A 13,417-nucleotide genomic window follows, 5' to 3' on the forward strand; every position below is an offset into this window, starting at 1 on the left:
CTGATGCGACGATGACACGTCTTATTACGCCCCAACCACCTTCGCCACCGCGCGGGCAAAACGTTGCATCCCTTCATCGATATCCGCATCTTCCACCACCAGCGATGGTGCAAAACGCATCACATCTGTCCCGGCGTTCAGCACCATTACGCCAGCCTCGGCGCCCGCATAAAGGAAATCGCGCGCCCGACCTTTGTACTGTGGCTTAAGCTCGGCACCAATCAACAACCCCATACCGCGAATATCGCTAAACACATCAAACTGCTGATCTATCTTCTGCAAATGGTCAACAAAACGCTGGCGTTTCGCCTGAATGCCTTCCAGCACTTCAGGGGTATTGATGATATCAAAGGCCGCGCCAGCTACTGCACAGGCCAGCGGATTACCGCCGTAGGTGGAACCATGCGAACCAGGATGAAACGCAGAAGCAATCTCCGCCGTAGTCAGCATGGCGCTAATCGGAAAGCCACCACCTAACGCTTTCGCGGAAGTCAGAATATCCGGCGTCACGCCATAGTGCATATAAGCAAACAGATCGCCGGTGCGCCCCATCCCACACTGCACTTCATCAAATACCAGCAATGCCTGATGCTGATCGCACAGCTCACGCAAGCCCTGCAAAAACGCTGGCGTCGCTGCCGTCACGCCCCCCTCGCCCTGAATCGGCTCAACCACCACCGCGCAGGTGTGATCATCCATCACTGCTTTCACTGCGTGAAGATCATTAAAAGGCACGTGGATAATATCTGCCGGTTTTGGCCCAAAGCCGTCGGAATATTTCGGCTGCCCGCCTACCGAGACGGTAAACAGCGAGCGTCCATGAAAGGCGTTATGGAAGGCAATAATTTTGGTTTTGAACGGGCTATGGCGCACGCAAGCGTAATGACGCGCCAGTTTAAAGGCCGTTTCGTTGGCTTCCGTCCCGGAGTTCATAAACACCACGCGTTCGGCAAAGGTTGCCTCGATCAGCTTACGCCCAAGACGCAGCGCCGGTTCGTTGGTGAAAACGTTGCTGATATGCCATAGCGTTTCCCCCTGGGTTTTTAACGCTTCCACCAGCGCCGGATGGCAATGGCCTAATGCCGTAACCGCAATGCCACCCGCGAAATCGACGTACTCTTTGCCTTGCTGATCCCAGACTCGGCTGCCCTGACCTTTTACCGGAATAAACTCTGCCGGTGCATAAATCGGCAGGATCACTTCATCGAAAGTCGCGCGTGTAATTGCTGCTTGTTCAGTTGCCATCTCATGCTCACCCTGTTACGCATAAATCAATGTGAAATTATAATCACAAAATATGCATAAAAAATCACTAGATAGCAACCAGAAATCAGCGATGCAGGAAATTCGCCAGCAATTGATGCCCCTGTTCGCTGAGAATGCTTTCCGGGTGGAACTGCACACCTTCAAGATCCCACTGGCGATGGCGAATCCCCATAATCTCGCAGGTTTCGCTCCAGGCAGTCACGTCAAAGCACGCTGGCAATGAGTCAGGTTCTACCACCAGCGAATGGTAGCGCGTCACGGTGAGTGGATTTGCCAGACCGCGAAATACCCCCTGGCCGTTATGCGTAATCGGTGAAGTTTTGCCGTGCATGACCTTTGCGGCGCGCACGACTTTGCCGCCAAAAGCCTGCGCCATCGCCTGATGACCGAGGCAGACGCCAAGAATCGGCAAGCGTCCGGCATAGTGACGAATAGTCTCAAGGGAGATCCCGGCTTCATTAGGCGTACAGGGGCCAGGTGAGATGACAATTTTCTGCGGTTTAAGGGCGTCGATATCCGCCAGCGTCAACGCATCGTTGCGCTTAACCAGCACATCCGCCCCCAGTTCACAAAAGTACTGGTAGAGGTTCCAGGTGAAAGAATCGTAGTTATCAATAAGCAGGATCATGGCGGCTCCGGTACGAAAGAACCGCGCTATTTTACTCAGATTCCCCGGCTTCGCTTACCACTTTGCTAAATATCGTCTGCAGCGCAGAGAGATCGCCCATAGCCCCGCTCTGATTTGCCTGATTCCAGGTCTCTTTTTCGATACCCTGCCAGCTCAGTTGATAGCCCGCATGAATAGCCAGTTGCTCGAAGAAGATCCGCTGTGCCAGGCCACTTCCCGCACGGAATGGATGCAGGACATTGATTTCACAATAGTAGTGCGCCAGTCGCTCGACGAACTTCGCTTTCTCAAGGCCGACCAGATAACCTTCTTCCTCCAGATCCTGCATCAGGGCATTGCCCTCTTTTTCGATATAAGCAAAGTGGCAGAACGGCGTATCCCCCTGATAAATATCGACTTCACGCAGTTGCCCCGCCCAGTCGAAAATATCCTGATACAGCTGGCGATGAATAGCGCGCAAATGCGGTAAACCACGCACCAACGGACCAAGCTCAATGGTCGCGGCACGCAGCGCCGTCATTTCGTAAGCCGCCTGCTCCAGCCGCTGCTGTTGGCGGATATCCAGCCGATTACGCATGATATCGAGGCCAGGATAGAGATACGGGTCGCGCCCTTCGCCGAATTTATCGCTCATAGTGCCTCCTTAGCTCTTCAAGGCGCACCAAAGCCTCAGCGGCAGTAAGAGTGACTAATGGCATCTCGACGCCTTCAAGACGGCGACTGGCCTGGAAATTACGATTACGCTGAAGCTCCCAGAGACGGGACTTTTGCTTATCGGTGAGTTTCTTCACTGGATGCCTCCCTGAACGTGTCCATTTGCCACAAGTATAAGCGGCAAATCCGGGTTACGCCGGAAGAGCAGATGCGCGGACAATTTTGCCCGCGCGAGAAATCGTTACGGCAGGACTTTAGCGGAAAGGATAACGACCGGCTTTGACGGCACATTCTGGTATGGACCAACGTCATGAGTCGGCACCTGGGAAATCTTATCGGCAACGTCCATACCTTTCACCACTTTACCAAAGACGGCGTAGCCGAAATCACGCTGACCGTGGTCAAGGAAGGCATTGTCGGCTACGTTGATAAAGAACTGACTGGTTGCGCTGTCTTTGTCCGCAGTTCGCGCCATAGCAATAGTGCCGCGCGTATTGCGCAGGCCGTTATCGGCTTCATTTTTGATTGGCGGGTTTGGTTTTTTCTGCTGCATCTGCTCGGTAAATCCGCCGCCCTGAATCATAAAGCCAGGGATAACGCGGTGAAAGGTGGTGTTGTTATAAAAACCACTGTTCACATAATCGACAAAGTTTTGCACTGATACCGGCGCTTTCTGGCTATCCAGCTCCAGTTCGATATTACCAGCAGAGGTTGTTAACAATACGTGCGGATCCCCTTTCGCTGCCATTGCTACGGGTGAGAGAGCAGAAAGAGCGAAAACAGCAGCCATCGCCGCCAGGGTCGATTTGAACATGAGATTTCCTTAACAAACAGAGCAGAAAAAAAGCAAGTGGAGAGATTCTAAATAGCCTTCAATGACAAGGCCATTCCTTTACCTAATTTTACGTACTTGAAATATATGTAACCTGATGATCACTTTTATTTCGTGATCAGAATCACTTTAATGTTTGCAAATTAGCAACCGTTTGCAATTAAATATTTAATCAGATCACAAAATCACCTAAAATCGCCCGCTCACAGCATATCCACTATGCCATTTATCTTTTAACGCAGGCCAATCATGACTAACAGCAATCGCATCAAGCTCACATGGATTAGCTTTCTTTCCTACGCACTGACCGGTGCGTTGGTTATTGTCACCGGGATGGTGATGGGAAATATCGCCGATTATTTCAATCTGCCCGTTTCCAGTATGAGTAATACCTTCACCTTCCTCAACGCCGGCATTTTAATCTCTATCTTCCTCAACGCCTGGCTGATGGAAATCGTCCCGTTGAAAACGCAGTTACGTTTTGGCTTTCTCCTGATGGTGCTGGCGGTTGCCGGTTTGATGTTCAGCCACAGCCTGGCGCTGTTCTCGGCGGCGATGTTCATCCTTGGGGTGGTCAGCGGTATCACCATGTCGATTGGTACATTCCTGGTAACGCAAATGTATGAAGGGCGCCAGCGCGGTTCCCGTCTGCTGTTTACCGACTCCTTCTTCAGTATGGCCGGGATGATTTTCCCGATGATCGCCGCATTTCTGCTGGCGCGCAGCATTGAGTGGTACTGGGTTTATGCCTGCATCGGGTTGGTGTACGTCGCTATTTTTATTCTGACCTTCGGCTGTGAGTTCCCGGCGCTGGGCAAACATGCGCCAAAAGCTGACGCCCCGGTAGCGAAAGAAAAGTGGGGGATCGGCGTGCTGTTTCTCTCTATTGCTGCGCTGTGCTACATCCTCGGTCAGCTAGGTTTTATCTCCTGGGTGCCAGAGTACGCCAAAGGTCTGGGCATGAGCCTGAACGACGCGGGTACGCTGGTAAGCAACTTCTGGATGTCGTACATGGTCGGCATGTGGGCGTTCAGCTTTATTCTGCGTTTCTTTGACCTGCAACGTATTCTGACCGTGCTGGCAGGCCTGGCTGCGATTCTGATGTACGTCTTTAACACCGGAACACCAGCGCATATGGCATGGTCTATTCTTGCTCTGGGCTTCTTCTCCAGCGCAATCTATACCACCATCATCACGCTGGGTTCCCAGCAGACAAAAGTACCATCGCCAAAACTGGTTAACTTCGTACTCACCTGTGGAACCATCGGCACCATGCTGACCTTTGTGGTTACCGGTCCGATCGTAGAACATAGCGGTCCACAGGCGGCACTGCTCACTGCAAACGGTCTGTACGCTGTGGTATTCGTGATGTGCTTCCTGTTAGGTTTTGTCAGCCGTCACCGTCAGCACAACAACCTGACCTCTCATTAATTGCCAATGCCGGGCGGCACTTTTGTCATCCGGCTTTTTCCTCTCATCTCCCGCAACGTGCCTTCATCTCTATAAATGCTTTTATTTTGTCTGTTTTTTGCACAAACATGAAATGTCAGACAATTCCGTGACTTAAGAATATTTATACAAATCAGCAATATACCTCTTAAGGAGTATATAAAGGTGAATTTGATTTGCATCAATAAGTGGGGTTGCTGAATCGTTAAGGTAGGCGGTAATAGAAAAGAAATCGAGGCAAAAATGAGCAAAGTCAGACTCGCAATTATCGGTAACGGTATGGTCGGCCATCGCTTTATCGAAGATCTTCTTGATAAATCTGATGCGGCCAACTTTGATATTACCGTTTTCTGTGAAGAACCGCGCATCGCTTATGACCGCGTACACCTCTCGTCTTACTTCTCTCACCACACCGCCGAAGAGCTGTCGCTGGTGCGCGAAGGCTTTTACGAGAAACACGGCATTAAAGTTCTGGTCGGCGAACGCGCTATCACCATCAACCGTCAGGAGAAGGTGATTCACTCCAGCGCCGGGCGTACCGTTTATTATGACAAGCTGATCATGGCGACCGGTTCCTACCCGTGGATCCCGCCGATCAAAGGTTCTGATACCCAGGATTGCTTTGTCTATCGCACCATTGAAGACCTCAACGCGATTGAATCCTGCGCCCGTCGCAGCAAGCGCGGTGCCGTTGTTGGCGGTGGCTTGTTAGGTCTGGAAGCCGCTGGCGCGCTGAAAAACTTAGGCATTGAAACCCACGTTATCGAATTTGCCCCTATGCTGATGGCGGAACAGCTTGATCAGATGGGCGGCGAGCAGCTGCGTCGCAAAATCGAAAGTATGGGCGTGCGCGTTCACACCAGCAAAAACACCCTTGAAATTGTGCAGGAAGGTGTCGAAGCGCGTAAAACCATGCGTTTTGCCGACGGTAGCGAGCTGGAAGTTGACTTTATCGTCTTCTCTACCGGTATCCGTCCGCGCGATAAGCTGGCGACCCAGTGTGGTCTGGACGTTGCTCCGCGTGGGGGTATCGTAATCAATGATTCCTGCCAGACTTCCGATCCGGATATCTACGCTATCGGTGAATGCGCAAGCTGGAACAACCGTGTCTTTGGTCTGGTCGCACCAGGCTACAAAATGGCGCAGGTCGCCGTTGACCACATTCTCGGTAGCGAAAACGCCTTTGAAGGCGCTGACCTTAGCGCCAAGCTGAAACTGCTGGGCGTGGACGTTGGCGGTATTGGCGATGCGCATGGCCGTACACCAGGCGCTCGTAGCTATGTTTACCTCGACGAAAGCAAAGAGATCTACAAACGCCTGGTTGTCAGCGAAGACAACAAAACCCTGCTCGGTGCGGTACTGGTGGGCGATACCAGCGATTACGGCAACCTGCTGCAACTGGTGCTGAACGCTATCGAACTGCCAGAAAACCCGGATTCCCTGATCCTGCCAGCGCACTCCGGTAGCGGTAAGCCATCTATCGGTGTAGATAAACTGCCGGACAGCGCACAAATCTGCTCCTGCTTCGACGTCACCAAAGGCGACCTGATTGCTGCTATCAACAAAGGCTGCCACACCGTTGCGGCGCTGAAAGCCGAAACCAAAGCCGGTACTGGCTGCGGCGGCTGTATCCCGCTGGTCACTCAGGTACTGAATGCGGAACTGGCGAAACAGGGTATCGAAGTTAACAACAACCTGTGCGAACACTTTGCTTATTCGCGTCAGGAACTGTTCCATTTGATCCGCGTTGAAGGCATTAAAACCTTCGAAGAACTGCTGGCGAAACACGGCAAAGGCTACGGTTGTGAAGTTTGTAAACCGACCGTCGGTTCGCTGCTGGCCTCCTGCTGGAACGAATACATTCTGAAGCCGGAACATACTCCGCTGCAGGATTCTAACGACAACTTCCTCGCTAACATCCAGAAAGACGGCACCTACTCGGTGATCCCGCGTTCTCCGGGCGGTGAAATCACCCCGGAAGGGCTGATGGCGGTAGGTCGTATCGCGCGTGAATTTAATCTCTACACCAAAATCACCGGCTCCCAGCGCCTGGCGATGTTTGGCGCACAGAAAGACGATCTGCCGGAGATCTGGCGTCAGCTGATTGAAGCCGGCTTCGAAACCGGTCATGCCTATGCGAAAGCACTGCGTATGGCGAAAACCTGCGTGGGTAGCACCTGGTGCCGCTACGGCGTTGGCGACAGCGTGGGTCTCGGCGTGGAACTGGAAAACCGCTACAAAGGCATCCGTACTCCGCACAAAATGAAGTTCGGTGTCTCTGGCTGTACCCGTGAATGTTCAGAAGCTCAGGGTAAAGACGTGGGTATCATCGCCACCGAAAAAGGCTGGAACCTGTACGTTTGCGGTAACGGCGGCATGAAACCGCGTCATGCGGATCTGCTGGCGGCGGATATCGATCGCGAAACGCTGATCAAATATCTTGACCGCTTCATGATGTTCTACATCCGTACCGCCGACAAACTGACGCGTACCGCGCCGTGGTTAGAAAACCTTGAAGGCGGCATCGATTACCTGAAAGCGGTGATCATTGACGACAAACTGGGGCTGAACGCACATCTGGAAGAAGAGATGGCGCGCCTGCGTGAAGCGGTAGTGTGTGAGTGGACTGAAACGGTCAATACACCGTCCGCGCAGACTCGCTTCAAACACTTCATCAACAGCGACAAGCGTGACCCGAACGTGCAGATGGTGCCAGAACGCGAACAGCACCGTCCGGCAACGCCGTATGAACGTATCCCGGTAACTCTGGTGGAGGACAACGCATGAGCCAGTGGAAAGACATCTGCAAAATCGATGACATCCTGCCTGAAACCGGCGTCTGCGCGCTGTTAGGTGACGAGCAGGTGGCAATTTTCCGCCCGTATCACAGCGACCAGGTGTTTGCGATCAGCAACATCGATCCGTTCTTCGAATCCAGCGTGCTGTCACGCGGGCTGATTGCGGAACACCAGGGCGAGCTGTGGGTAGCCAGCCCGCTGAAAAAACAGCGTTTTCGCTTAAGCGACGGCTTGTGCATGGAAGACGAACAGTTTTCCGTCAAGCATTACGAAGCGCGAGTGAAAGACGGCGTGGTACAGCTACGCGGTTAATGTTTTAACGGGAGGCGCAATGCCTCCCCTTTTTGCATGGTCCTGTAATAACCTTCGGTATATTGCAGGACATTTTTTAAACTTTTTGTTTTATTTTTTGTTTTATTTTTTAAAGGATAATCAAATGTTTACAGACACTATTAATAAGTGTGCGGCTAACGCTGCGCGCATTGCACGCCTGTCGGCAAATAACCCGCTCGGCTTTTGGGTCAGCTCCGCCATGGCGGGCGCGTATGTGGGTCTTGGGATCATCCTGATTTTCACGCTCGGTAACCTGCTCGATCCATCTGTTCGTCCTCTGGTGATGGGCGCGACCTTTGGTATCGCCTTAACGCTGGTAATTATCGCCGGTTCTGAACTGTTCACCGGACACACCATGTTCCTCACCTTTGGGGTGAAAGCGGGCACCATTAGCCACGGGCAAATGTGGGCAATCCTGCCGCAAACCTGGCTGGGTAACCTGGTAGGTTCCATCTTCGTTGCCATGCTTTATAGCTGGGGCGGCGGTAGCCTGCTGCCGGTAGATACCAGCATCGTTCACTCCGTCGCGCTGGCTAAAACCACTGCACCGGCAATGGTACTGTTCTTCAAAGGCGCATTGTGTAACTGGCTGGTTTGCCTGGCTATCTGGATGGCGCTGCGCACTGAAGGGGCGGCGAAATTTATCGCTATCTGGTGGTGTCTGCTGGCATTTATCGCGTCTGGCTATGAGCACTCCATCGCTAACATGACGCTGTTCGCGCTCTCCTGGTTCGGCAACCACAGCGAAGCCTACACGCTGGCAGGTATTGGGCATAACCTGCTGTGGGTGACGCTGGGTAATACTTTATCGGGCGCCGTATTCATGGGATTGGGTTATTGGTATGCTACGCCGAAAGCGAATCGTCCGGTTGCGGACAAATTTAATCAAACTGAAACGGCTGCAGGTTAATCAGTAAGGGGTTTTTACGTGGATCATTTGCCTATATTTTGCCAATTACGCGATCGCGACTGTCTGATTGTCGGCGGTGGTGATGTTGCGGAACGCAAAGCAAGGTTGCTGTTAGACGCGGGCGCTCGCTTAACGGTGAATGCATTAGCGTTTATTCCACAGTTCACCGCATGGGCAGATGCAGGCATGTTAACCCTCGTCGAAGGGCCATTTGATGAAAGCCTTCTCGACTCCTGCTGGCTGGCGATTGCTGCGACGGATGATGACGCGCTTAACCAGCGCGTCAGTGAAACCGCTGAAGCTCGTCGCATCTTCTGTAACGTGGTCGATGCGCCGAAAGCCGCCAGCTTTATTATGCCGTCAATTATTGACCGCTCACCGCTCATGGTAGCGGTCTCCTCTGGCGGCACCTCTCCGGTTCTGGCGCGCCTGTTGCGTGAAAAACTTGAATCACTGCTGCCGCTGCATCTGGGTCAGGTGGCGAAATATGCCGGGCAGTTACGTGGTCGGGTAAAACAGCAGTTCGCTACAATGGGTGAACGTCGCCGTTTCTGGGAAAAACTGTTCGTTAATGACCGTCTGGCACAGTCGCTGGCAAACAACGATCAGAAAGCCATTACTGAAACGACCGAACAGTTAATCAATGAACCGCTCGATCATCGCGGTGAAGTGGTGCTGGTTGGTGCAGGTCCAGGCGATGCCGGGCTGCTGACACTGAAGGGTCTGCAACAAATTCAGCAGGCAGATGTGGTGGTCTACGACCGTCTGGTTTCTGACGATATTATGAATCTGGTACGCCGCGATGCTGATCGCGTTTTCGTCGGCAAACGCGCGGGATACCACTGCGTACCCCAGGAAGAGATTAACCAGATCCTGCTGCGGGAAGCGCAAAAAGGCAAACGCGTGGTGCGTCTGAAAGGCGGCGATCCGTTTATTTTTGGCCGTGGTGGCGAAGAGCTGGAAACACTGTGCAACGCGGGTATTCCGTTCTCGGTAGTTCCGGGTATTACTGCAGCTTCTGGTTGCTCTGCTTATTCGGGTATTCCACTTACGCATCGCGATTATGCTCAGAGCGTACGCTTAATTACCGGACACTTAAAAACCGGTGGTGAGCTGGACTGGGAAAACCTGGCAGCAGAAAAACAGACGCTGGTATTCTATATGGGACTAAATCAGGCTGCGACCATTCAGCAAAAATTGATTGAACACGGAATGCCAGGCGAAATGCCAGTGGCGATTGTCGAAAACGGGACGGCGGTTACGCAACGCGTGATTGACGGTACGCTCGCGCAGCTGGGCGATCTGGCGCAGCAAATGAACAGCCCATCATTAATTATTATTGGCCGGGTTGTTGGTTTGCGCGATAAATTAAACTGGTTCTCAAACCATTAATTTAAACAAATTTAATTAAGGTCAGATATTTCTGACCTTTTTTTATTTACAATAATCACCATATTAATTTTTATCTTCAGTAGACATAAAACAACTTTTTAACTAATTCCTTATTTTAATAACTACCTACAGTTACAGGGGCTTACAAATATAATCGAAATATTAATAGCCCACTCACTGACGTGTAATAGATATTCCTGTATTGTCTCTAACGAGCTGTTTGCTTATATTCATATAATTAATGAATATTACTCGATATATTTTACATAGGGAATGAAAATGAACAAATTTATTAAAGTAGCACTGGTAGGTGCGGTACTGGCTACATTGACTGCATGTACTGGTCATATCGAAAACCGTGATAAAAACTGCTCTTACGACTACCTGCTGCACCCGGCAATTTCTATTTCTAAAATCATTGGCGGCTGCGGTCCTACTGCACAGTAATCTCTTAATAGAAATCGGTTAATGTCGGTTTAATTGCCTGACGCCCTCTGGATCCCCCGAGGGCGTATTTGTTTCTATGCCCTTCTTTCCCCCTGCCTGTAAAAATAATTTCATTTTAATTTCAATGCGATAGTCATTCACTCCCGCCACAACACGATCCTGTGCAAAATTTTGTGATCTTCCTCCACAATACACAACATTATATGTTGTTATATTCATCATGCATTGTCATGTTACCTTTTAAATGACTGCAAACTCTCCCCTACAACGTGTTGGACAAGAAAAAGGTATCGCTATGGGAAGCCAGGAACTCCAACGCAAGCTCGGATTTTGGGCCGTTCTTGCAATCGCCGTCGGGACAACCGTCGGCTCCGGTATTTTCGTCTCCGTGGGTGAAGTCGCTAAAGCGGCGGGAACGCCGTGGTTGACGGTGCTCGCTTTTGTCATCGGCGGGTTAATTGTGATCCCGCAAATGTGCGTCTATGCGGAGCTATCAACCGCTTATCCGGAAAATGGCGCAGATTATGTTTATTTAAAAAATGCCGGTAGCCGACCGCTGGCTTTTCTCTCCGGCTGGGCCAGCTTCTGGGCCAACGATGCGCCTTCACTGTCAATCATGGCGCTGGCGATTGTCAGCAATCTTGGCTTTTTAACGCCTATCGATCCTCTGCTCGGTAAATTTATCGCCGCCGGGTTAATTATCGCCTTTATGCTGCTGCATCTGCGATCCGTCGAAGGCGGCGCAGCGTTTCAGACGCTGATTACCATCGCCAAAATTATCCCGTTCACTATCGTCATTGGCCTTGGGATCTTCTGGTTTAAAGCGGAGAATTTTACCGCCCCTTCCACCACCTCGATTGGCGCGACGGGCAGCTTTATGGCGCTACTGGCGGGGATATCTGCCACCAGTTGGTCGTATACCGGCATGGCCTCCATCTGCTATATGACTGGTGAAATCAAAAACCCCGGCAAAACCATGCCGCGAGCGCTGATTGGCTCCTGCCTGCTGGTTTTAGTGCTTTACACCCTGCTGGCGCTGGTGATTTCCGGGCTGATGCCCTTCGATAAACTCGCCAACTCTGAAACGCCGATTTCCGACGCCCTGACCTGGATCCCCGCACTCGGCAGCACCGCCGGGATCTTCGTTGCCGTCACGGCGATGATCGTCATTCTCGGCTCGCTTTCCAGTTGCGTGATGTACCAGCCGCGCCTGGAATACGCAATGGCGAAAGACAATTTATTCTTCAAATGCTTCGGGCATGTGCATCCGAAATACAACACGCCAGATGTTTCCATCATCCTGCAAGGGGCGCTTGGGATCTTCTTCATCTTCGTTTCCGATCTCACCAGCCTGCTGGGCTACTTCACGCTGGTGATGTGTTTCAAAAACACCCTCACCTTCGGCTCCATCATCTGGTGTCGTAAACGCGACGATTACAAACCGCTGTGGCGTACTCCGGCTTTCGGGCTGATGACTACCCTCGCCATTGCATCAAGCCTCATTCTGGTTGCCTCAACTTTTGTCTGGGCACCTATTCCCGGCCTTATCTGCGCCGTCATCGTTATTGCTACTGGTCTGCCTGCTTACGCCTTCTGGGCGAAGCGGAGCCGCCAGCTAAATGCTTTGTCGTAATGTTATCTGGAGAAAAGTGAAATGTTAGATATTGATAAAAGCACCGTGGACTTTCTGGTCACCGAAAATATGGTTCAGGAAGTAGAAAAAGTACTCACCCATGACGTTCCGCTGGTACATACCATCGTGGAAGAGATGGTGAAGCGCGACATTGATCGTATTTATTTCGTTGCCTGCGGATCGCCGCTCAACGCGGCGCAAACGGCGAAACATCTGGCGGATCGTTTTTCCGATCTTCAGGTCTACGCTATTTCCGGCTGGGAGTTCTGCGATAACACCCCGCATCGCCTCGACGATCGTTGTGCAGTGATTGGCGTTTCTGACTACGGTAAAACCGAAGAGGTAATCAAGGCGCTGGAACTGGGCCGGGCCTGCGGTGCACTCACTGCGGCGTTCACCAAACGCGCGGACAGCCCGATTACTTCGGCGGCAGAGTTTACCATTGATTATCAGGCCGACTGCATCTGGGAAATTCACCTGCTGCTCTGCTACAGCGTGGTGCTGGAGATGATCACCCGCCTCGCGCCAAACGCGGAAATTGGCAAGATCAAAAACGATCTTAAGCAATTGCCGGATGCGCTCGGTCATCTGGTGCGTACATGGGAAGAGAAAGGTCGCCAGCTCGGTGAACAGGCCAGCCAGTGGCCGATGATTTACACGGTTTCTGCGGGACCGCTGCGTCCGCTGGGTTACAAAGAAGGCATTGTAACGCTGATGGAATTTACCTGGACCCACGGCTGTGTGATTGAGAGCGGTGAGTTCCGCCACGGCCCGCTGGAGATTGTTGAACCGGGCGTTCCATTCCTGTTCCTGCTCGGCAATGACGAAAGCCGCCGTACCACCGAACGCGCCATTAACTTTGTCAAACAGCGTACCGACAACGTGATCGTCATCGATTACGCCGAAATTTCGCAAGGGCTACATCCGTGGCTGGCGCCGTTCCTGATGTTCGTGCCGATGGAGTGGCTCTGCTACTACCTGTCTATTTACAAAGATCACAACCCGGATGAACGCCGCTATTACGGTGGTCTGGTGGAATATTAATCCCCTCTCCCGGCCTGGCAACGGGCCGGAT

The 13,417-nt window shown here is 51.9% G+C and carries 13 protein-coding genes; 8 read left to right on the forward strand and 5 right to left on the reverse strand.

Features of this window, described 5'->3' with window-relative positions; translation table 11 throughout:
- Positions 1-24: 24 nt before the first annotated feature.
- The 5 genes from argD to ppiA form a co-directional block, all read right to left on the reverse strand.
- Positions 25-1,245 carry a bifunctional acetylornithine/succinyldiaminopimelate transaminase gene (gene argD / locus A7Z06_RS16395; RefSeq protein ID WP_000190003.1) on the reverse strand — a complete coding sequence of 407 codons (1,221 nt, stop codon included), beginning with the start codon at positions 1,243-1,245 and terminating at the stop codon, positions 25-27.
- An 85-nt stretch (positions 1,246-1,330) separates the two neighbouring features.
- Complete coding sequence (gene pabA / locus A7Z06_RS16400; protein ID WP_000601865.1) at positions 1,331-1,894, reverse strand: aminodeoxychorismate synthase component 2; 564 nt, start codon at positions 1,892-1,894, stop codon at positions 1,331-1,333.
- Between the two features lie 31 nt (positions 1,895-1,925).
- Positions 1,926-2,528, reverse strand: coding sequence for a putative adenosine monophosphate-protein transferase Fic (locus A7Z06_RS16405; RefSeq protein ID WP_001280620.1), 603 nt, complete (start codon positions 2,526-2,528; stop codon positions 1,926-1,928).
- A complete protein-coding gene (locus tag A7Z06_RS16410; RefSeq protein WP_000736864.1) occupies positions 2,518-2,685 on the reverse strand; it encodes a YhfG family protein in 168 nt (55 codons plus the stop codon). Before A7Z06_RS16410 ends, A7Z06_RS16405 begins: the two co-directional genes overlap by 11 nt.
- A 104-nt stretch (positions 2,686-2,789) precedes the next feature.
- A complete protein-coding gene (gene ppiA / locus A7Z06_RS16415) occupies positions 2,790-3,362 on the reverse strand; it encodes a peptidylprolyl isomerase A (RefSeq protein WP_000477233.1) in 573 nt (190 codons plus the stop codon).
- 267 nt (positions 3,363-3,629) lie between these two features.
- On the opposite strand from ppiA, the gene tsgA reads away from it, so the two are divergent.
- From tsgA to frlB, 8 genes are all read left to right on the forward strand, one after another.
- Positions 3,630-4,811 (forward strand): MFS transporter TsgA, encoded by a 1,182-nt coding sequence (tsgA, locus tag A7Z06_RS16420; protein WP_000185240.1) that lies wholly within the window; start codon positions 3,630-3,632, stop codon positions 4,809-4,811.
- 261 nt (positions 4,812-5,072) lie between these two features.
- Complete coding sequence (gene nirB / locus A7Z06_RS16430) at positions 5,073-7,616, forward strand: NADPH-nitrite reductase large subunit (protein ID WP_000049233.1); 2,544 nt, start codon at positions 5,073-5,075, stop codon at positions 7,614-7,616.
- The gene (nirD, locus tag A7Z06_RS16435) at positions 7,613-7,939 is read left to right on the forward strand and encodes a nitrite reductase small subunit NirD (RefSeq protein ID WP_000084764.1); all 327 of its coding nucleotides are present in this window, start codon (positions 7,613-7,615) and stop codon (positions 7,937-7,939) included. The genes nirB and nirD overlap by 4 nt, the downstream gene beginning before the upstream one ends.
- A 124-nt stretch (positions 7,940-8,063) precedes the next feature.
- Positions 8,064-8,870 (forward strand): nitrite transporter NirC, encoded by an 807-nt coding sequence (gene nirC, locus A7Z06_RS16440; protein ID WP_000493560.1) that lies wholly within the window; start codon positions 8,064-8,066, stop codon positions 8,868-8,870.
- A gap of 18 nt (positions 8,871-8,888) precedes the next feature.
- A complete protein-coding gene (gene cysG, locus A7Z06_RS16445; protein ID WP_000349844.1) occupies positions 8,889-10,262 on the forward strand; it encodes a siroheme synthase CysG in 1,374 nt (457 codons plus the stop codon).
- A 279-nt stretch (positions 10,263-10,541) separates the two neighbouring features.
- Entirely contained in the window at positions 10,542-10,709 is a 168-nt protein-coding gene (locus A7Z06_RS16450) for a YhfL family protein (RefSeq protein WP_001031834.1), read from the forward strand.
- Positions 10,710-11,004: 295 nt separating this feature from the next.
- Positions 11,005-12,342 (forward strand): fructoselysine/psicoselysine transporter, encoded by a 1,338-nt coding sequence (frlA, locus tag A7Z06_RS16455; RefSeq protein ID WP_000535516.1) that lies wholly within the window; start codon positions 11,005-11,007, stop codon positions 12,340-12,342.
- Between the two features lie 21 nt (positions 12,343-12,363).
- Positions 12,364-13,386 carry a fructoselysine 6-phosphate deglycase gene (frlB, locus tag A7Z06_RS16460; RefSeq protein WP_000884080.1) on the forward strand — a complete coding sequence of 341 codons (1,023 nt, stop codon included), beginning with the start codon at positions 12,364-12,366 and terminating at the stop codon, positions 13,384-13,386.
- The last annotated feature ends 31 nt before the right edge of the window (positions 13,387-13,417 follow it).

Source organism: Escherichia sp. MOD1-EC6819 (assembly GCF_002965765.1).
GTDB classification, from domain to species: Bacteria; Pseudomonadota; Gammaproteobacteria; order Enterobacterales; family Enterobacteriaceae; genus Escherichia; species Escherichia ruysiae.